Below are 18,619 nucleotides of genomic sequence, written 5' to 3'. Positions count from 1 at the left end.
CAGAGGATGAGCAAAATGATATCCAATCGACTTACTGCACAGGCGCGCTCGGTGGATATTAAGGGTTGGTCGCACGCTTTGATGTTCGGGTTGATTGTGGTCATGCTGACATCGGCTCAACTTTTTGCGGAAGAAAAGATAATCAAAAGCCACGGATTCTCGGAATTCGGCGATCTGAAATACCCCGAAGGTTTTGCTCATTTCGACTATGTGAACCCCGACGCTCCGCGCGGGGGAGAGCTTTCTTATGCGGCGCAGGGCACGTTCTCTAGCTTAAACCCGTTTACGCGGAAAGGGCGCGCGGGTGCGCGGTCTGCTGACCAATACGAAACCCTGCTGGTTCCATCCTATGATGAGCCCGCGGCCTATTACGGGTTGTTGGCCGAAAGCCTGGAATACCCGGAAAGTCAGGATTGGGTTATTTTCAACATGCGGCCCGAGGCCCGGTTTTCCGACGGCAGCCCCGTGACCGCCGAGGATGTTGTGTTTTCCCACAATCTGCTGCTGGATCAGGGGCTGAAATCTTATGCAGATGCGGTGCGCAAACGTATCCCACGCGCCGAGGCACTGGATGAGCATAGGGTCAAATTCTATTTCGCACCGGATATCTCGCGCCGGGCATTGATCTCGCAGGTGGGCGGAACGCCGGTGTTTTCCAAAGCCTGGTTCGAAGCAGACCCGGAAAACCGGCGTCTGGATGAACCGCGTTTGGTTCAGGGGGTTGGATCGGCCCCCTATGTTCTGGACAGCTATGACATCAACCGGCGCATCATTTACAAACGCAACCCCGATTATTGGGGCGATCACGTCAACGTAAACGTGGGTCGCAACAACTATGACACCATCAGGATCGAGTATTTCAGTGACTCGATAGCCGCGATGGAGGGATTCAAGGCAGGTACGTTCACGTTGCGGCAGGAAAACAACTCGAAAAGCTGGGCGACCGCCTATGATTTTCCGGCCATTGCGAACGGCTCAGTCATTCGGGACGAGTTGGCGAATGGAAACGTGCCATCTGCGTCGGGCTTCATCATGAATCTTGATCGCCCACAGTTGCAGGATCCGCGTGTTCGCGAAGCCATCCAGCTTGGTTATAATTTCGAATGGACCAACGAAAGCCTGCAATACGGGTTGTTCCAACAGCGCAGTTCGTTCTGGGAAGGTACGCACCTTGAGGCGACTGGCCTGCCCGAAGGGCGTGAATTGGAGGTGCTGCAAAGCCTCGGCGATGCGTTGGACCCGGACGTTCTGACCGAGGAACCGGTCAGCGCCCATGAATCGCGCCCGGCGCGTCAGAACGACCGTCGCAACCTGCGCGCGGCGATGAAGCTGTTGGACGAGGCCGGTTGGCTGGTTGGTGATGACGGCATTCGCCGGAACGACAAGGGCGAAGTGTTGTCGATCGAGTTTTTGTCGGACCAGCCGACGCTGGACCGCATTGTTCAGCCCTTTGTCGACAACCTGCGGGCAATGGGTATCGACGCGCTGTATAACCGGGTGGACAATGCCCAGTTCACGCTGCGCCGCCGGGATCGGGATTTTGACATGATCGTCGGCGGGTATCCGAAATCACTGCAGCCTTCGACTGGCCTGTATCAGCAATTCGGGACCGAGGCGGCCTCGTATTCTGTATTCAACCCGTCGGGTGCGCATGGTCCCGATATTGAACCATTGATCGACAACATCGTTGCCGCCACCGAAAGCGAGGAGCTTTTCGCCAATGTCCGCGCGTTGGACCGTGTTCTGAGGGCCAAGCGGATCATGGTTCCGACATGGTATCTGGGCAAATATTGGGTCGCGTATTGGGACATGTACGAATACCCGGAAAACCTGCCACCCTATGCGTTGGGCGTGGAAGACCTGTGGTGGATCAACGCCGAGAAAGAAGCCGAGTTGAAATCCTCGGGCGCGTTGAGGTAATCCGCCCCCATGGGAGCATATATTCTAAGACGCCTGTTGCTGGTCATCCCCACATTGCTTGGGATCATGATCGTCAATTTCACGCTGGTTCAGTTTGTCCCCGGTGGTCCGATTGAACAGATGATCGCCCAGATGCAAGGGGGCGGTGACGTGTTCGAAGGCATCGCAGGCGGCGGCAGCGATATCGAGCAGCAAACCAGCAGCGTGAATGACCGCTATATCGGCGCGCGCGGATTGCCGCCCGAATTTATCGAAGAGTTGGAAAAGGAATTTGGATTCGACAAACCTCCGGTCGAACGGTTCCTTGACATGTTGGGCAACTACATGACGTTGGATTTCGGCGAGAGTTATTTTCGCTCGATCAGCGTGATTGATCTAGTGCTGGAAAAAATGCCCGTTTCAATCTCGCTGGGCCTGTGGTCCACATTGATTGCCTATCTGGTGTCGATCCCGCTGGGTATTCGCAAGGCGGTCAAGGATGGTTCAAAGTTCGATACCTGGACCAGTGGCACCATCATTGTGGCCTATGCCATTCCCGGCTTCCTGTTTGCGATCCTGCTGCTGGTGCTGTTTGCCGGTGGGTCCTACTGGCAAATCTTCCCGCTGCGGGGGCTGACCTCGGACAATTGGGACAGCCTTAGCCTGATTGGCAAGATCGCGGATTATTTCTGGCACATCACACTACCGGTCATTGCCCTGACGATTTCCGCCTTTGCGACGCTGACGCTGCTTACCAAAAACTCGTTTCTGGATGAGATCAAAAAGCAATATGTCATGACCGCTCGCGCAAAAGGTTTGAGCGAGGGCAGGGTGTTGTATGGCCACGTGTTCCGCAATGCCATGCTGATCGTGATTGCAGGCTTCCCGGCGGTGTTCATTGGCGTCTTCTTCGGAAGTTCGATCATCATCGAGACGATCTTCTCACTCGATGGTCTGGGCCGTCTGGGGTTCGAGGCAGCTGTCGCCCGCGACTACCCGGTGATCTTTGGCACGCTGTTCATCTTCGGCCTGATGGGTCTTGTCGTCGGTATCGTCAGCGATCTGATGTATGTGCTGGTCGACCCGCGCATCGATTTCGAAAAGCGGGAGGGGTAAATGGCGCTTTCCCCCCTCAATCAGCGCCGGTGGCGTAATTTCCGGCGCAATGGCCGGGCTTTTTGGTCGCTGATCATCTTCTCGGTACTGTTCGGTATCTCGCTGTTTGCCGAGTTCATCGCGAACGACAAGCCGATCCTGGTGAAATATCGGGGCGAGTTTTATACGCCGATCTTCAATTTTTACCCGGAAACTGAATTCGGCGGGGATTTCCAAACCGAAGCGATCTATCGCGACCCCGAAGTGAAATGCCTGATCGACAGCGGCGGGCTTGAGGAATGTTTCGACGATCCCGAAGGGATCATTGACGAAATAAAAGACGGGACCTTTCAGGCCGAGGGGTTTGAACGCGGTTGGGCGATCTGGCCGCTGATTCCATATTCCTTCAACACCAGTGTGGATCGTCCGGGGGCCGCACCGCTGCCGCCCAATGGGCAGAACCTGTTGGGAACCGATGACACCAAGCGCGATGTGTTGGCTCGGGTCATCTATGGCTTCCGCTTGTCGATCCTGTTCACATTGATGGTCACAGGGGCCGCCAGCCTGATTGGCATTTTCGCCGGTGCAATTCAGGGCTTTTTCGGCGGCTGGTTGGATTTGGTCTTTCAGCGCATCATCGAGATCTGGTCGGCCACCCCATCGCTGTACGTGATCATCATCATGTTCGCCATTCTGGGTCGAAGTTTCTGGCTGCTGGTGGCGTTGATGATCCTGTTCAGTTGGACCGGATTGGTCGGCGTTGTCCGGGCCGAATTCCTGCGCGCGCGCAATCTGGAATATGTCCGCGCGGCACGGGCGTTGGGCGTGGGCAACATGACGATCATGTTCCGCCACATGCTGCCCAACGCGATGGTTGCGACGCTGACATTCATGCCGTTCATCGTCACTGGCACCATTGGCGGATTGGCCTCGCTGGATTTCTTGGGCTTTGGCTTGCCGTCTTCGGCGCCGTCGCTGGGGGAATTGACCTTGCAGGCGAAACAAAACCTGCAGGCGCCGTGGCTGGCCTTCACTGCGTTCTTCACCTTTGCCATCATGCTATCGCTGCTGGTCTTCATCTTTGAAGGCGTTCGCGATGCGTTTGACCCCAGAAAGACCTTCTCATGAGCCTTTTGGATGTGAACAACCTCAAGGTCTCGTTCAAGCAGGACGGGCAGGTGAGCGCGGCGGTCAAAGGTGTTTCGTTCACCGTGGACCGGGGGGAAACCGTCGCACTTGTGGGGGAATCCGGATCAGGCAAGTCGGTTACGGCATTGTCCACCGTGTCGTTGCTGGGGGACAGTGCTATCGTCGAAGGTTCGGTCACCTATGACGGTGATGAGATGATCGGCGCTTCGCAAGACAAGCTGATGGACGTGCGCGGCAATGATATCAGCTTTATTTTTCAAGAACCGATGACCTCGTTGAACCCGCTGCACACAATCCAAAAGCAGATGGCAGAATCGCTGGCCCTGCACCAGGGTCTGAGCGGGGATGCGGCACGCACACGTATTGTCGAACTGCTGACCAAGGTGGGGATTCGTGATCCGCAGGATCGGTTGGACAGCTATCCACACCAGTTGTCCGGTGGGCAGCGGCAGCGGGTCATGATCGCAATGGCGCTGGCCAACAAGCCCGACATTCTGATCGCGGATGAACCGACAACTGCCCTGGACGTGACCATTCAGGCTCAGATTCTGGAGTTGTTGGCCGAGCTGCAAAAGTCCGAGAATATGGGGATGCTGTTCATCACCCATGATCTGGGAATTGTGCGGCGCATCGCCGACCGGGTTTGCGTGATGAAGGATGGTGAGATCGTCGAGACCGGCGCCACTGCCGAGATCTTCAACAACCCGCAGCACCCTTATACGCAGAAACTGCTGGGGGCCGAGCCCTCGGGTCATCCCGACCCCGTCGCCCCCGAGGCCGAAGAGGTCGCCCGTACCGATCACCTGAAGGTCTGGTTCCCGATCCAGCGCGGGTTTTTGAAACGGACCGTGGGCCATGTGAAGGCAGTGAACGACGCCACGCTTAGCGTGCGCGCGGGCGAGACGGTAGGCATTGTCGGTGAAAGCGGGTCTGGTAAGACGACGCTGGCGCTGGCGATCATGCGCCTGATTGCGTCCGAAGGCGCCATCACTTTCCGCGAACAGGACGTGCGCCGCTGGTCCACGCGAGAGTTGCGGCGGTTGCGCAAAGACATGCAGATCGTGTTCCAGGACCCGTTTGGCAGCCTTAGCCCGCGGATGACCTGCATGCAGATCATTGCCGAGGGCTTGGCGATCCATAAGGTCGACCCCCACCGTGCCCCGCGCGAATTGGTGGCCGAGGTGATGACCGAAGTGGGGTTGGACCCGGCGGCAATGGACCGATACCCGCATGAATTCTCGGGCGGACAGCGTCAGCGTATCGCGATAGCGCGCGCCATGGTGTTGCGGCCCAAGCTACTGGTACTGGACGAACCGACCAGCGCACTAGACATGACGGTGCAGGTGCAGATCGTTGATCTTTTGCGCAATCTTCAGCGAAAATACGGGCTGGCCTATCTGTTCATCAGCCACGACCTGAAGGTGGTCCGGGCGATGTCTCACAAGGTGATTGTCATGCGGAACGGAGATGTCATCGAAATGGGTGCGGCTGAAGATTTGTTCGAAAATGCTCAGACAGATTATACCCGTGAACTGATTGCGGCAGCGGGGTAGGGTGAGTACCTACCCGCGCGGCAAAGGGTTATAGACCCAGATCTTCCTTCAATTTGTTGAACTTTCTTTGGTGCGGGTTGCCTCTGACTTGCGAACGGATACTGTGGCGATACCAGTTTGACTTCTCAGGGATAAACCTCTCCCAGATTGTTCCGTCCGGGGCTGTCACAAACTCCCAACATTCTTCGAAACGTTTGTATTGCCTCGCACCGTTTTCGAACCAGTACCAGTCAGTCTCGTTACACAGTTTACCTCTGTTTGTGACGTACCATCGCCCAATGCCAACGGCGCCTTCTTTTTGCCCTATCCCCTGTAAGGTGCCGTTAGGTGCCCAATAGAACGACCCTCCAAGTCTCCAATTTGTTGTCTTGCCGGAATAGAGTTGAGCTATCGTTTGTGGGTCAGTGCGTTTTGCGCCTTTGGGTTTCCCTTTGGCAACGCTTTCCCCGGCAGCCAGAAAAATGGCCGCGACTACAAATGTCGTCAGGACGGTTGTTGAATACGCCATAACTACGGCTCCTCTTTAAATAACAAACCTGAAATGCGGGGCGGCCCTCCTGTGTATTCTCTGACCGGGGTGCCGGTCAGAGGTTTTTTGAGAATTTCACTGTGCGTTGGCGGCCTCGCGCGCTGCACTTTTCGGAAGTGGTCCGCGCAGCTCTTCATAGTGATCAAAGTTCAGCTTGACCCAACCGGTGCCACGTGTGGCACTGGCGAGGGTTCGGTGCAACTCGTCCTCGGCCACGGCGGGCAATTGGGCGTTGAAGATCTCCCAGCCTGAGGCGTTGGGATTACCTTCAAAGCCCAGAACCTGGCCTTGCAGCGAACTTATGGTCGGAACCAGGTCGCCTACAAAATCCGACGGCAGGTGGATTTCGGCACTCAGGATCGGCTGCAGGACCACTGGTTTGGCCTGTGGCAGGGCTTCACGCACAGCATTCTTGCCTGCGGTACGGAAGGCATAGTCCGAGCTGTCCACGTTGTGGTGCTTGCCATCGCTAAGCGTGACTTTCACATCCACCACTGGAAAGCCCTCGGGCCCCTGCACCAACGCATCCTTGGCGCCGTGTTCGACCGATGGAATATAGTTCTTGGGCACCGCGCCCCCCTTTACGATTTCCTCGAACTGGAACCCCGAACCCCGCGGCATTGGCGCAACCGAGATTACTACGTCTGCGAACTGTCCAGCCCCACCAGATTGTTTGCGGTGGCGGTGACGGTGTTCGACGGGTGCGCGAATGGTTTCGCGATAAGCGGTCTCGACCGCGTCGGCAGTAATCTCGATCCCGAAATCCTCATCTAGTTTGGCGGTGACACGACGCATGTGTTGCGGACCTTGTGAACCCAGAATTGCATGACCGCTAAGTTCGTCCTGTTCCAAATGCAGGCCGGGGTCGATCTCGACCAGACGGGTTAGTGCGTTAGACAGGCGCACGTCGTCTCGCTCATGGGTGGGCGACACGATCTGACGATGCGCTGCCGGGTGGGAGCCGGCCCATTCGGGCAGAGGGGTCGCCGAAGAACTGTCATAGAGATTGCCGGGATTTAGGTGATCGGATTTCACGGCGAGCCCAATTTGCCCAGCTGGTAGCTCGGCAATCTGTGTCTTGGCGTCCAGCGTAGTCAGGTTGCCGACGGTTTCGCCGCCCAGATTCTCATGCGCTTTCACACCTGCGCCCAGCCCGCGCAGAACGACGATCTTGCCGATATGTTTTTTTACATCCGCGAAGCCAGCGATCGCGCGGGCGTTTTCTGCCGCTTCGTCTCGCCCGGCGGCTATGTCAAACTCCGGGGCCTCGTGCCGCAGGGCTTTCATCAAACGAGTCAGCCCGTTTCCATGGCTGGCCGCGCCCAAACAGGCGGGTATCAGCTGGTGGTTCTGCAGCACTTGTGCGGCCAGATCGTAAACCTCGGCGCTGGGCGGTTGCTTGTCTTCGATCAGTTGCTCAAGCAAGTTGTCGTCGAAATCTGACAAGGTTTCCAACAATTCCGTGCGGGCCTCCTGTTCGCGGTCCTCGACCGATTGCGGCAATTCGATCAGGGCTGAGGGCTGGCCTTCCTGATATTTCCAGGCCCGCTCCGAGATCAGATCAACCGCACCGACGATCGTGTCGCCCTCGCGGATCGGCACCTGACGCAGAGCGATGTGGTGGGTGCAATAGGTCTGCAACGCCGCAATGATGTCGCGAATCCGGCCATTGGGGTTGTCCATACGGTTGATGAACAGGAAGCAGGGAATGCCAGCCTCTTCGACCAGTCGCAGATATGGGGCGCACAGAACGGCAGCCAGTGGGTCGGGCGGCACGACCACCACGGCGGCGTCCGAGATTGCCATGGCAGGGCCGACATAGGCCAGATTATCGCCGCCGCCATCGACATCAATGGCGCACCAGGGTTCGTCTAAATAAGAAAAACCGTGCAAATGCACGGTTCCGGATACGTCGAATGTGGTGGACCGGCCGTCGAGGCGGCTGATGGCCTCGACCAGAGTGGTTTTGCCCGATTGGCTGGGGCCGAGGACGGTGAAAACGCGCATGGGTGCTGTCCCTCTTTCAAATTGCAGATCGGCTGCACGAAAGGGATAGCCTTACGCAAATGCGTTGGCGCGAACTGTCTGGTATTGGGCCTGCCTCGGGTGCGGGCGGGTTCCGCCCGCCCTGCAAGTGTGGAAAAAACCGACCCGCCGCGTCAAGCCCTGACCTGCCTTGATGTCAGATTGCCGAACTGTGGCCGGCCAAGCTCAGGTCATAGGCGTCAAAGCTGCGGGCAATCATGCGGGTCAGCGGCCGGGCCTCGGGCGGGATGAACAAGCCATCTTCGGTGATCCGCAGCAGGCCGTCAAAGGCTGAATTGGCAGCCTGATATATAGCCTGCAACTCTGGCCCGGTGATGTCGTGATTGCGCAGAATCTCGGCTGTATTGATCTGGAAATCGCACATCAGCGCTTCGATCAGCCGGGCGCGCAGAACGTCCTGCCCTTTGAACAAGTGCCCGCGTGAGGTCGAGAACCGCCCTTCGCGAATCGCCTTGGTATGGGCAGATGTTGCGGGCGCATTCTGGGCATAGCCTTGCGGAAAGCGCGAGATAGAGCTGGCACCAACCCCGATCAGAACCTCGGCCTGATCGTCGGTATAGCCCTGGAAGTTCCGCTTTAGCTGCCCGGCCTTCAGCGCATGGGTCAGGCCGTCATCCTGCGTGGCGAAATGGTCAATGCCGATCTCGGCATAGTCATCCCACATGAACAGGCGGCGGGCGGTGTCGAACAGATCAAGACGTTCTTCGGGGGTCGGCAGGGCATCTGAGGGGATCAGTTGCTGCCGCTTGGCCATCCATGGCACATGGGCATAACCGTATAGCGCGACACGATCCGGGCTGAGCGACAGAAGTTTCTGCACGCTTTCCGTCATCCGCGATTTGGTCTGGTGCGGCAGGCCATACAGGATATCCGCATTCAGGCTGCTGATACCACGGGCGCGGATCATGTCCACGGCTTTGCGTGTGACGTCATAGCTTTGGATACGCCCGATGGTCTTCTGAATTTCGTCGTCGAAATCCTGCACCCCGATTGAGGCGCGGTTCATCCCGGCCTCGGCCAATGCGTCCAGACGGGCCTCATCAATCTCGTTCGGGTCGATCTCGACCGAGAACTCGGCATTCGGGCCCAGCGGTACGACATCCAGAATCCGCGCGGCCAGATCCCGCATCAGATCCGCGTTCAACAGGGTTGGCGTGCCGCCACCCCAATGCAGGCGCGACAGGGTAATTCCCTCGGGCAGGCGTTCAGCCAGCAGGTCAAGCTCGGCTTTCAGAACGTCCACATAGGCAATCACCGGGTTGTCGGTTTGCGTGCCCTGCGTGCGGCAGGCGCAGAACCAGCACAGCCTGCGGCAGAACGGGACATGGATGTACAACGACACCTCGCTGCCCGGCTTCAGGCCGGAAATCCAGTCGGAATAAAGGCTTGACCCCACGTCATTGCTGAAGTGGGGGGCGGTGGGATAGCTTGTATAACGCGGGACTTTCGCGTCAAATAGTCCAAGCTTGGCCAATTGTGGTTTCACTATCATGGCGATAGCTTTAAGGGACGGACCGTCTAGATGCTTTGACCGAGATCAAGTGGAAACGTGCATGACACCGATACTCAAATTCGACCATACAAACTGCGGAGATTGCCCCATCCGGCATCGTGCAGTATGCGCCCACTGTGATGCGAACGAGCTGGTAGAGCTTGAAGGCATTAAATACTATCGCAGTTTTGAGGCGGGTCAGACGATCATCTGGTCGGGGGATCAGATGAATTTTGTGGGCTCTGTCGTGTCAGGCATCGCCTCGCTGACCCAGACAATGGAAGACGGTCGCACCCAAATGGTCGGCCTTTTGCTGCCCAGTGATTTCGTCGGGCGGCCAGGCCGCGATTCTGCGCCATATGATGTGCTGGCAACAACCGATCTGGTCATGTGTTGTTTTCGCAAGAAGCCGTTCGAAGACTTGATGAGCAATACCCCGCATATTGCACACCGGCTGTTGCAAATGACGCTGGACGAGCTGGACGCCGCGCGCGAGTGGATGTTGGTGCTGGGGCGCAAGACTGCGCGAGAAAAGATTGCCAGCCTGCTGTCGATTATCGCCCGGCGCGATGCGTCGATCAATCAAAAGGGAAACACGGGGCCGATCGTGTTTGACCTTCCGCTAACCCGCGAGGCGATGGCGGACTACCTTGGGCTGACGCTGGAAACAGTCAGTCGGCAGATCTCGGCCCTGAAAAAGGATCAGGTCATCACGTTGGAAGGCAAACGCCACGTGACGATTCCGGATATGGGCCGCCTGATGGAAGAGGCAGGCGACGACTCGGATGGAGGTTTTCTGGTCTGACACGCTTGCAGCGTGACTGGATCGGCTGGCCATGTTTAACTGGGGTCATTTGAAGCAGACCTCAGGAGTAAGTCATGGGATTCAGTAGCATTCTGGCGATGCTGTTCATCGGCGCGATCGCCGGGTGGCTGTCGGGCAAGATCATGGAAGGCCGCGGCTTTGGCCTGATGGGCAATATCATCGTCGGCATCGTCGGCGCGTTTCTGGCCGGTCTGATCTTTCCCGCGCTGGGCTTTGCTGTGGGCGGTGGTGTCTTTTCATCTATTTTCTTTGCCACCATCGGCGCGATCATCCTGCTGTTCCTGATCGGATTGGTGAAAAAGTAAAAACCGCCCCAGGAGGCGGTTTTCTGTAACGGCCTATACTAGTGAGCCAGGAACACCGGTACTGTGGCTTGTTCCAACATGTTCCGTGTCGCGCCGCCCAAAATGGCTTCGCGGAACCGCGAGTGCCCATAGGCCCCCATCACGATCATGTCTGCCTCGGTATCTGCGGCGTGGCGGTTCAGGATATCGGATACCCGCGTCATGGTCTTGCTCAGCACGTCGATTTCGCATTTCACGCCATGGCGGGCCAGCATCTGCGACAGCATCCCACCAGGGTCCGAGCGGTCGGGGCCGTGGCGCGGCGGATCAATCACGACGATGCGCACCAGATCGGCTTGCGTCAGAAACGGCAGGGCGCGGCGGATGGCCCGCATGGCCTCGACGCTCTCGTTCCAGCCGATCAGGATGTTGCCCGGTCGTGCGAAAGGGGTTGCATCGTCAGGAACGACTAGAACAGGCGCGTGACCTTCGAACATGGCAGCTTCGACAATGGGTTCGGCCTCGGCGTCGCGGTCAGGTCCGTAAGGTTGCGGGAGAATGACAAGATCGGAAAACCGCGCGCGGTGCGCCACGTGGCGCCCGATATCCGAGATCTGGGCAACACCGCTTTCGGCGGACCAGCGGATTCCAGTCTTGCCCAGATAGTCTTTGGCATAGGCCAGTACCTCTTCGGCTTCGGCATTCGCGCGGCTCAGTGTTTCCTGAAGTATCAGGGCGTTTGCGCCGGCGTAGTAATATCCCGTCTGGCTGCGGTCGACGCCCAGACACAAAGCCTCGGCATGCGCGTCTTGCGAAGCAGTCAGAGCGGCCATCTGGGCCAGAGGCGCGTCACTGTGGTTCGTGTCTGTCATCACCGTGAGAAGAGATTTGTATGCCATTTTGACCTCTTGTCTTTCAGGCTCATGTACCTGCGGCCCTATGGCCCAGTTGTCAGTTTACGATTGTCACAGAAATCAGTGTATTGTCTTGACACAGATCAAAGTAATTCTGGCCGCCGTTCGACAAAACGGCAACCAGTCAAAAGGGTCCTGCGATATACAAGAATCACGTGGGGCATGGCAAAGGGACGCAATATGTCAAATTACATCAAGCTGATCGTGCTTGGTCTGGTTGTGGTGTTCACTGCGATCGGGTCCAACTATGCACGCGATTTGGCGTATCAGGTGCATTCGATTCTGGTGATGCTGATCGCCGGTGGTTTGTTCATCTGGACGCTTAGAAACACCGACGAGCCAGATATTCTTGTAGACCGTTCGGGTGAATACATGGATGGCGTGATCCGCTATGGCGTGATCGCAACTGCCTTTTGGGGTGTGGTCGGGTTCCTTGCAGGGACTTTCATCGCGTTTCAGCTGGCTTTTCCAGCGCTGAACTTCGAATGGGCGCAGGGCTATCTGAACTTTGGTCGTTTGCGTCCGCTGCACACATCGGCGGTGATCTTTGCCTTTGGCGGTAACGCCTTGATCGCAACCTCGTTCTATGTGGTGCAGCGCACCAGCGCCGCGCGGCTGTGGGGCGGCAATCTGGCGTGGTTCGTGTTCTGGGGCTATCAGCTGTTCATTGTACTGGCAGCAACCGGCTACGTACTGGGTGGTACTCAGTCCAAAGAATATGCCGAGCCTGAATGGTATGTTGACCTTTGGCTGACCGTCGTATGGGTTGCTTATCTGGCCGTTTTCCTTGGAACGATCGTCAGGCGGAAAGAACCCCACATTTACGTGGCGAACTGGTTCTACCTGGCCTTTATCGTCACCGTTGCGATGCTACACTTGGTCAACAACATGACCATCCCGGTCAGCATCTGGGGTTCGAAATCGGTTATCGTCTGGTCTGGTGTGCAGGATGCCATGATCCAGTGGTGGTACGGCCACAATGCTGTGGGCTTCTTCCTGACCGCGGGTTTCCTGGGAATGATGTATTACTTCATCCCGAAACAGGCCGAGCGTCCGGTATTCAGCTATAAGCTGTCGATCATCCACTTCTGGGCTCTGATCTTCCTGTATATCTGGGCCGGTCCGCACCACCTGCATTATACCGCGCTGCCTGACTGGGCCTCGACGCTGGGCATGGTGTTCTCGATCGTGCTGTGGATGCCGTCCTGGGGTGGAATGATCAACGGTCTGATGACCCTGTCGGGTGCATGGGACAAGCTGCGCACTGACCCGGTTATTCGGATGATGGTGATCTCGGTCGGCTTCTACGGCATGTCCACCTTTGAAGGCCCGATGATGTCGATCCGTGCAGTGAACTCGCTGTCGCACTACACCGACTGGACCATCGGTCACGTGCATTCAGGCGCGCTGGGCTGGAATGGCATGATCACCTTTGGTGCGCTGTACTTCCTCGTTCCAGTCCTTTGGAAGCGTGAGCGTCTGTATTCGCTGCAGATGGTCAGCTGGCACTTCTGGCTCGCTACCATCGGCATCGTGCTTTACGCCGCGTCGATGTGGGTCACCGGCATCATGGAAGGTCTGATGTGGCGTGAAGTGGATGCCAACGGCTTCCTGGTGAACTCGTTCGCCGACACCGTGGCTGCCAAGTTCCCGATGTATGTGGTGCGTGCTTTGGGTGGCGTGATGTTCGTCGCTGGCTCGCTGATCATGTGCTACAACCTGTGGATGACTGTGCGGAAAGCGCCGGCCAAAGAGGCCAGCCTGTCCGTCGCGGTCCCGGCTGAATAAGGAGGGCCGGAGCAATGGCAATTCTCGACAAACATAAGATCCTCGAGACCAACGCGACCCTCCTGCTGATCTTCAGCTTTCTGGTCGTGACCATCGGTGGCATCGTACAAATCACCCCGCTGTTCTATCTTGAGAACACCATCGAGAAGGTAGAGGGCATGCGCCCATACACCCCCCTCGAATTGGCCGGGCGTGACATCTACATCCGCGAAGGGTGCTATGTCTGCCACAGTCAGATGATCCGCCCGATGCGGGACGAGGTTGAGCGCTATGGTCACTACTCGCTGGCGGCTGAATCGATGTATGATCACCCGTTCCAGTGGGGCTCCAAGCGTACCGGGCCAGATATCGCTCGTGTCGGTGGCCGTTATTCGGACCAGTGGCAGGTGGACCACCTGCGTGATCCGCAATCGGTTGTGCCTGAATCGGTGATGCCGAAATATGGCTTCCTCGAGCATCGGAAGATCGACGGTAAGTATATCGGTGATGTCATGGCTGCCAATTCTGTGGTCGGCACGCCGTACACAGACGAGATGCTCGAGCAGGCACAGGCGGATTTCCGGGCGCAGGCGGATCCGGACAGCGACTATGACGGATTGCTGGAACGCTATGGCGACAAGGTCAATGTCCGCAATTTCGATGGTCAATCTGAGTTGACCGAGATGGATGCGCTCGTTGCTTACCTTCAGATGCTGGGCACGTTGGTTGATTTCTCGACCTTCACCCCGGACGCAAGCCGATAACAGGAGGGTGTGATGGAAGAATATACTCTCTTACGGCAGTTCGCGGATAGCTGGATGTTACTTGTGCTGTTTGCCTTCTTTGTAGGCATCGTGATCTGGGTTTTCCGCCCGGGTGCCAGCAAAGAATACAAGGATACCGCCAACATCCCTTTCCGGCATCAAGATAAACCCGCCGAAGTCAAGGAGGCGAGGAAATGAGCAAAACACCTGAAAAACAGCCGGGTGATCCGAATACCACCGGCCACAGCTGGGACGGAATTGAGGAATTTGACAATCCGATGCCGCGCTGGTGGCTGTGGGTCTTGTACGCAACCATTGTTTGGGGCGTGATCTATACGATCATGTATCCGGCTTGGCCGTTGGTTCGGTCTGCAACGGCTGGTGTCATGGGATGGTCTTCTCGAGCACTTGTGCAGGAAGAGATGATCTCGTTCGAGGAGGCCAATGCGCCGTGGAACACCAAGCTGATTGAAACGCCGCTGGAGGATATCTCGAAAGATGCCGAGTTGCAGCAATACGCGGTGAACGCAGGCGGTGCGGTGTTCCGTACCTGGTGTGCGCAGTGTCACGGCTCGGGCGCGCAGGGTGCGCCGGGTTTCCCGAACTTGCTGGACGATGCCTGGCTGTGGGGAGGGTCGCTTGAGGATATCGAGATGACCGTTGCCTATGGTATTCGCAACGAAGAAAGCGACGACGCGCGCTATTCCGAGATGCCGGCCTTTGGCGAGATTCTGGAACAGGACGAAATCACTCAGGTGGTGCAGTATGTCATGTCGCTGACCAACGCTCAGACTGATGATGCGGCGGCGCAGGCGGGCAAAGTTGTTTTCGAGGACAACTGCGCAGCATGTCATGGCGAAGACGGCACCGGTGATATCACTCAGGGCGCACCGAACCTGACCGATGCCATCTGGCTTTATGGCGGCAGCGAAGAGGCTTTGACCGAAACGGTCACCAACAGCCGCTTTGGCGTGATGCCATCCTGGGAAAACCGTCTGACCGACGCGCAGATTCGCGCGGTCACAGCTTATGTCCACCAATTGGGTGGCGGTCAGTAACGGCAAAAGAATACCTTCGGACGTTTCGCCGCCCGAAGGTTAGGCACCGGCTGTTCCATCTGTTCGCGCGTTTCCTGAACAGCCGGTGCTACAAGTTCAGATTAGTTCTCTGTTTTGATCGGGTCCAGAGGGCCCGTCATTTCGCACGGGAACGTGTGACGCGCGTGGTTCTCTTCCACCAATTGCCCTCGGGACGGTTTTCCCGGTTTTGCGGTGTCGTTAGCCCATCCGTGTGGGTGGCGACCATGAATGTACGTGCAAGAATCGATAGCATCTGATCTCTCCTTAAGTTGGGTCTGATTGCACTCAGGATTGATGTTTGTCGAGGAATATGCGACTCAATTGCCATTGGGTAATGTAACCTAGGCTTACATATGAACTGGATGACAATGCCACCCCTTGCATCGCTGAAGGCTTTTCATGCCTTTGCGGAAGCAGGAAATGTGGTGCAGGCCGGGGTCCTGTTAAATGTCAGCCACGCTGCCATCAGCCAGCAATTGCGCGCGTTGGAAAAACACCTTGGGGTGACCCTGCTGGACCGCAGCGGTAAGTCCATGACGTTGACGGTCGAGGGTGAAAAGCTGGCCCGCGCCTTACATCTGGGTTTTGGCGCGATCGGGGCAGCCGTAGCGGATCTGACGCATATCGCCGAAGATCGCCCGGTTCATGTATCCTTGACGGCATCTTTTGCCGCGTCCTGGCTGATGCCCCGCTTGCCGGCGTTTCAGGCCGAGTATCCTGATATACCCCTGGCACTGGACCCTTCGCCTGACCTTGCCAGTCTGCGTCCGGGTGGTGTGGATGTGGCGATCCGATACGGGGATGGATACTGGCAGGGGGTGAATGCAGAGCCTCTGTTGCAAAGTCCGATCGTGATAGTTGCTGCGCCGTCGCTACTGGGAGGCCGGGAAACCATTACGCCGGATGAGCTTAGCCAACTGCCTTGGTTGGAAGAGCTTGGAACTACAGAGGCAACATCGTGGCTGGCCCGCCGCGGGGTTGAACACGGCCCGCGGGCTGGGCGAATCTTGTTGCCCGGCAATCTGGTGCTTGAGGGGCTGCGCGCTGGTCAGGGGGTGACATTCACGGCGCGACATTTTGTCGAAGCTGATATTCAGGCGGGTCGCATCATCGAGTTGTTTCGCGAACCTGGCGCGCGTGGATACCACATTGTGACAGGGGATGCGCCACTGCGCCCGGCTGTCAAAATTTTTGTTAGCTGGCTCAGGCGGCAAGCTGGTATGGTGTGACAAAAGGTGTCTGCGTGATGCGCTTTTGACCCATGTCAAAGTGACTGCTTTTGTGATCTGGAAAAAGACGCCTAAAAGACAGCCACATCTGGAGCCTGCTTGTGAGCGATTCCGACCCTGCCCCCAGCCTTTACGCTGCAAGGGAGCCGATCTTTCCCCGGCGCGTGTCCGGGCCATTTCGAAACCTGAAATGGATCATCCTCGCGGTTACGCTTGGCATCTATTATGTAACGCCCTGGATCAGATGGGACCGCGGCCCCAGCCTGCCGGATCAGGCGGTGCTGCTGGATCTGGCGAACCGGCGTTTTTACTTCTTCTGGATCGAAATCTGGCCGCATGAGTTTTATTTCGTGGCAGGCCTGTTGATCATGGCCGGTCTGGGCCTGTTTCTGTTTACCTCTGCGCTGGGGCGCGTGTGGTGCGGCTATGCTTGCCCGCAGACGGTGTGGACGGACCTGTTCATTCTGGTTGAGCGCTGGATCGAAGGCGATCGCAACGCCCGATTGCGACTGCACCGGCAGGAAAAGCTGGACTTCCGCAAGGCGCGCCTGCGTATCACGAAATGGACGGCGTGGTTTCTGATCGGTCTGGCAACCGGCGGGGCCTGGGTGTTCTATTTTGCCGATGCCCCTACGCTGATGCGGGATCTGGTCACTGGAAACGCTCATCCGGTTGCCTATACAACGGTCCTGATCTTAACAGGTACGACGTTCTTTTTTGGCGGCTTCGCCCGCGAGCAGATTTGCATTTATGCTTGCCCGTGGCCACGTATTCAGGCCGCTATGATGGATGAGGACACTCTGGTCGTCGGGTACCGCGAATGGCGGGGCGAACCGCGCGGCAAGGGTAAGCGTACTACCGATTCTGAGCTGGGCGACTGCATCGACTGCATGGCTTGCGTGAATGTTTGCCCGGTTGGGATCGACATTCGCGACGGGCAGCAGATGGAATGCATCACCTGCGCGCTGTGCATCGACGCTTGCGATGACATGATGGCCAAGATCGGCAAGCCGCGTGGCCTGATCGACTATATGGCGCTGAGCGACGAAGCTCATGAACGGGCAGGCGAGCAACCCATCAACGTCTGGAAACACATCCTGCGTCCGCGGACGATCCTGTATACGGCTTTGTGGGCCCTGGTTGGCCTTGCGCTGTTGTTTGCACTGTTTATCCGGTCCGATATTGATCTGACCGTGGCGCCCGTGCGCAACCCGACATTTGTCACTTTGTCCGACGGAACAATCCGCAATACCTATGATGTGCGCCTGCGTAACAAGCATGGTGAGGACCGGGCGTTCCAATTGTCCCTCGCGGGTGATCCGGCCTTGCAGATCCAGATCGAGGGCGTCGAAGGTGAGATTGTCAATGTCACGGCAGATACGGCACAATTGACCCGCGTCTACATCGTTTCTGCGGGCGACACCGGGCCGGCGGCTGCGGATGCAACCTCGGTGCGCATCTGGGTCGAGGATCTGGAAAGCGGTGAACGCGCCTATAAAGACACTACTTTCAACGGACGAGGGAACTAGTATGGCCGAGCGTCAATTTACCGGTAAGCACGCTCTGGCCATTTTCGTCGCCGCGTTTGGCGTGATTATAGCCGTAAACCTTGTACTGGCCTATAGCGCGGTCAAAACCTTTCCGGGGCTTGAGGTCAAAAACTCTTATGTCGCCAGTCAGGAGTTCAACGACCGTCTGAAGGAACATCAGGCGCTGGGTTGGACCATTCGTGCCGAAATGTCTGGCGGCTTGTTGATCCTGCATATCACTGACAAAACCGGAGCTCCGGTCGAAGTGGCCGAGTTGCAGGCGGTTGTGGGTCGCGCCACCCATGTCGAAGATGATTTCTCGCCCGAATTTATCTTTGACGGTCAGGCCTATGCAACGCCGGTATCGTTGGGCAAAGGCAACTGGAACATACGGCTGGTTGCCAAGGATAGCGCGGGTGCAGAGTTTGCCCAGCGTGTGCCGTTGTACGTAAAAGGGTGATGGG

Annotated in this window: 18 protein-coding genes; 13 read left to right on the top strand and 5 right to left on the bottom strand. The window is 57.3% G+C overall.

The window, feature by feature from the left end:
• The first annotated feature begins 81 nt into the window (after positions 1-81).
• From ACR0DL_RS18245 to ACR0DL_RS18230, 4 genes are read left to right on the top strand one after another with little or no spacing between them, the layout of a single operon-like run.
• Entirely contained in the window at positions 82-1,920 is a 1,839-nt protein-coding gene (locus tag ACR0DL_RS18245; RefSeq protein WP_480648774.1) for an extracellular solute-binding protein, read from the top strand.
• A gap of 9 nt (positions 1,921-1,929) precedes the next feature.
• A complete protein-coding gene (locus tag ACR0DL_RS18240; RefSeq protein ID WP_170350988.1) occupies positions 1,930-3,015 on the top strand; it encodes a microcin C ABC transporter permease YejB in 1,086 nt (361 codons plus the stop codon).
• On the top strand, positions 3,016-4,122 hold the full coding sequence (locus ACR0DL_RS18235) for an ABC transporter permease (protein ID WP_480690635.1): 1,107 nt from the start codon (positions 3,016-3,018) through the stop codon (positions 4,120-4,122).
• Positions 4,119-5,696 (top strand): ABC transporter ATP-binding protein, encoded by a 1,578-nt coding sequence (locus ACR0DL_RS18230; protein WP_170378372.1) that lies wholly within the window; start codon positions 4,119-4,121, stop codon positions 5,694-5,696. Before ACR0DL_RS18235 ends, ACR0DL_RS18230 begins: the two co-directional genes overlap by 4 nt.
• 28 nt (positions 5,697-5,724) lie before the next feature.
• On the opposite strand, the gene ACR0DL_RS18225 is transcribed toward ACR0DL_RS18230, so the two are convergent.
• From ACR0DL_RS18225 to hemN, 3 genes are all read right to left on the bottom strand, one after another.
• The gene (locus ACR0DL_RS18225; protein ID WP_480690633.1) at positions 5,725-6,204 is read right to left on the bottom strand and encodes a DUF995 domain-containing protein; all 480 of its coding nucleotides are present in this window, start codon (positions 6,202-6,204) and stop codon (positions 5,725-5,727) included.
• A 96-nt stretch (positions 6,205-6,300) separates the two neighbouring features.
• On the bottom strand, positions 6,301-8,232 hold the full coding sequence (locus ACR0DL_RS18220; RefSeq protein ID WP_170378373.1) for an elongation factor G: 1,932 nt from the start codon (positions 8,230-8,232) through the stop codon (positions 6,301-6,303).
• 175 nt (positions 8,233-8,407) lie between these two features.
• A complete protein-coding gene (gene hemN, locus ACR0DL_RS18215) occupies positions 8,408-9,763 on the bottom strand; it encodes an oxygen-independent coproporphyrinogen III oxidase (RefSeq protein WP_480690631.1) in 1,356 nt (451 codons plus the stop codon).
• A gap of 61 nt (positions 9,764-9,824) precedes the next feature.
• On the opposite strand from hemN, the gene fnrL reads away from it, so the two are divergent.
• Together fnrL and ACR0DL_RS18205 are read left to right on the top strand one after the other, a co-directional pair.
• The gene (gene fnrL, locus ACR0DL_RS18210; protein WP_170350982.1) at positions 9,825-10,568 is read left to right on the top strand and encodes a transcriptional regulator FnrL; all 744 of its coding nucleotides are present in this window, start codon (positions 9,825-9,827) and stop codon (positions 10,566-10,568) included.
• A gap of 74 nt (positions 10,569-10,642) precedes the next feature.
• A complete protein-coding gene (locus ACR0DL_RS18205) occupies positions 10,643-10,894 on the top strand; it encodes a GlsB/YeaQ/YmgE family stress response membrane protein (protein WP_170350981.1) in 252 nt (83 codons plus the stop codon).
• A 38-nt stretch (positions 10,895-10,932) separates the two neighbouring features.
• Here ACR0DL_RS18205 and ACR0DL_RS18200 read toward each other — a convergent pair whose 3' ends face one another.
• A complete protein-coding gene (locus tag ACR0DL_RS18200) occupies positions 10,933-11,772 on the bottom strand; it encodes a universal stress protein (RefSeq protein WP_170350980.1) in 840 nt (279 codons plus the stop codon).
• A 195-nt stretch (positions 11,773-11,967) separates the two neighbouring features.
• On the opposite strand from ACR0DL_RS18200, the gene ccoN reads away from it, so the two are divergent.
• Genes ccoN through ccoP form a run of 4 tightly spaced genes read left to right on the top strand, consistent with a single transcriptional unit; the run spans position 11,968 to position 15,376 of the window.
• On the top strand, positions 11,968-13,575 hold the full coding sequence (ccoN, locus tag ACR0DL_RS18195; RefSeq protein ID WP_170350979.1) for a cytochrome-c oxidase, cbb3-type subunit I: 1,608 nt from the start codon (positions 11,968-11,970) through the stop codon (positions 13,573-13,575).
• 14 nt (positions 13,576-13,589) lie between these two features.
• Positions 13,590-14,318: a cytochrome-c oxidase, cbb3-type subunit II gene (gene ccoO / locus ACR0DL_RS18190; RefSeq protein WP_170350978.1), complete on the top strand. Its 729-nt coding sequence runs from the start codon at positions 13,590-13,592 to the stop codon at positions 14,316-14,318.
• Between the two features lie 12 nt (positions 14,319-14,330).
• The gene (locus tag ACR0DL_RS18185) at positions 14,331-14,516 is read left to right on the top strand and encodes a cbb3-type cytochrome c oxidase subunit 3 (protein WP_170350977.1); all 186 of its coding nucleotides are present in this window, start codon (positions 14,331-14,333) and stop codon (positions 14,514-14,516) included.
• Positions 14,513-15,376, top strand: coding sequence for a cytochrome-c oxidase, cbb3-type subunit III (ccoP, locus tag ACR0DL_RS18180; protein WP_170350976.1), 864 nt, complete (start codon positions 14,513-14,515; stop codon positions 15,374-15,376). Before ACR0DL_RS18185 ends, ccoP begins: the two co-directional genes overlap by 4 nt.
• A gap of 136 nt (positions 15,377-15,512) precedes the next feature.
• Here the strand turns inward: ccoP and ACR0DL_RS18175 are convergent, their stop codons facing one another.
• The gene (locus ACR0DL_RS18175) at positions 15,513-15,650 is read right to left on the bottom strand and encodes a hypothetical protein (RefSeq protein ID WP_480690629.1); all 138 of its coding nucleotides are present in this window, start codon (positions 15,648-15,650) and stop codon (positions 15,513-15,515) included.
• 100 nt (positions 15,651-15,750) lie between these two features.
• On the opposite strand from ACR0DL_RS18175, the gene ACR0DL_RS18170 reads away from it, so the two are divergent.
• The 3 genes from ACR0DL_RS18170 to ACR0DL_RS18160 all read left to right on the top strand — a co-directional run bounded on the left by ACR0DL_RS18170 (position 15,751) and on the right by ACR0DL_RS18160 (position 18,615).
• On the top strand, positions 15,751-16,626 hold the full coding sequence (locus tag ACR0DL_RS18170) for a LysR family transcriptional regulator (RefSeq protein WP_170350974.1): 876 nt from the start codon (positions 15,751-15,753) through the stop codon (positions 16,624-16,626).
• Positions 16,627-16,727: 101 nt separating this feature from the next.
• Positions 16,728-18,155 (top strand): cytochrome c oxidase accessory protein CcoG, encoded by a 1,428-nt coding sequence (gene ccoG / locus ACR0DL_RS18165; protein ID WP_170350973.1) that lies wholly within the window; start codon positions 16,728-16,730, stop codon positions 18,153-18,155.
• 1 nt (position 18,156) lies between these two features.
• Complete coding sequence (locus ACR0DL_RS18160; RefSeq protein ID WP_170350972.1) at positions 18,157-18,615, top strand: FixH family protein; 459 nt, start codon at positions 18,157-18,159, stop codon at positions 18,613-18,615.
• Positions 18,616-18,619: the final 4 nt, after the last annotated feature.

This window comes from Ruegeria sp. BB5, assembly GCF_056539405.1.
Note: the sequence above shows the minus strand (reverse complement) of the source record. Positions and strands in the feature narration are given on the sequence as shown.

Excerpts from the sequence above, each read along its gene's own strand:
- fnrL (WP_170350982.1), top strand. The coding sequence starts at position 9,825 with ATGACACCGATACTCAAATTCGACCATACAAACTGCGGAGATTGCCCC.
- ACR0DL_RS18230 (WP_170378372.1), top strand. The coding sequence starts at position 4,119 with ATGAGCCTTTTGGATGTGAACAACCTCAAGGTCTCGTTCAAGCAGGAC.
- hemN (WP_480690631.1), bottom strand. The coding sequence starts at position 9,763 with ATGATAGTGAAACCACAATTGGCCAAGCTTGGACTATTTGACGCGAAA.
- ACR0DL_RS18185 (WP_170350977.1), top strand. The coding sequence starts at position 14,331 with ATGGAAGAATATACTCTCTTACGGCAGTTCGCGGATAGCTGGATGTTA.
- ACR0DL_RS18240 (WP_170350988.1), top strand. The coding sequence starts at position 1,930 with ATGGGAGCATATATTCTAAGACGCCTGTTGCTGGTCATCCCCACATTG.
- ACR0DL_RS18160 (WP_170350972.1), top strand. The coding sequence starts at position 18,157 with ATGGCCGAGCGTCAATTTACCGGTAAGCACGCTCTGGCCATTTTCGTC.
- ACR0DL_RS18205 (WP_170350981.1), top strand. The coding sequence starts at position 10,643 with ATGGGATTCAGTAGCATTCTGGCGATGCTGTTCATCGGCGCGATCGCC.
- ACR0DL_RS18225 (WP_480690633.1), bottom strand. The coding sequence starts at position 6,204 with ATGGCGTATTCAACAACCGTCCTGACGACATTTGTAGTCGCGGCCATT.
- ACR0DL_RS18175 (WP_480690629.1), bottom strand. The coding sequence starts at position 15,650 with ATGCTATCGATTCTTGCACGTACATTCATGGTCGCCACCCACACGGAT.
- ACR0DL_RS18245 (WP_480648774.1), top strand. The coding sequence starts at position 82 with ATGTTCGGGTTGATTGTGGTCATGCTGACATCGGCTCAACTTTTTGCG.
- ACR0DL_RS18235 (WP_480690635.1), top strand. The coding sequence starts at position 3,016 with ATGGCGCTTTCCCCCCTCAATCAGCGCCGGTGGCGTAATTTCCGGCGC.
- ACR0DL_RS18170 (WP_170350974.1), top strand. The coding sequence starts at position 15,751 with ATGAACTGGATGACAATGCCACCCCTTGCATCGCTGAAGGCTTTTCAT.
- ACR0DL_RS18220 (WP_170378373.1), bottom strand. The coding sequence starts at position 8,232 with ATGCGCGTTTTCACCGTCCTCGGCCCCAGCCAATCGGGCAAAACCACT.
- ccoO (WP_170350978.1), top strand. The coding sequence starts at position 13,590 with ATGGCAATTCTCGACAAACATAAGATCCTCGAGACCAACGCGACCCTC.
- ACR0DL_RS18200 (WP_170350980.1), bottom strand. The coding sequence starts at position 11,772 with ATGGCATACAAATCTCTTCTCACGGTGATGACAGACACGAACCACAGT.
- ccoN (WP_170350979.1), top strand. The coding sequence starts at position 11,968 with ATGTCAAATTACATCAAGCTGATCGTGCTTGGTCTGGTTGTGGTGTTC.
- ccoP (WP_170350976.1), top strand. The coding sequence starts at position 14,513 with ATGAGCAAAACACCTGAAAAACAGCCGGGTGATCCGAATACCACCGGC.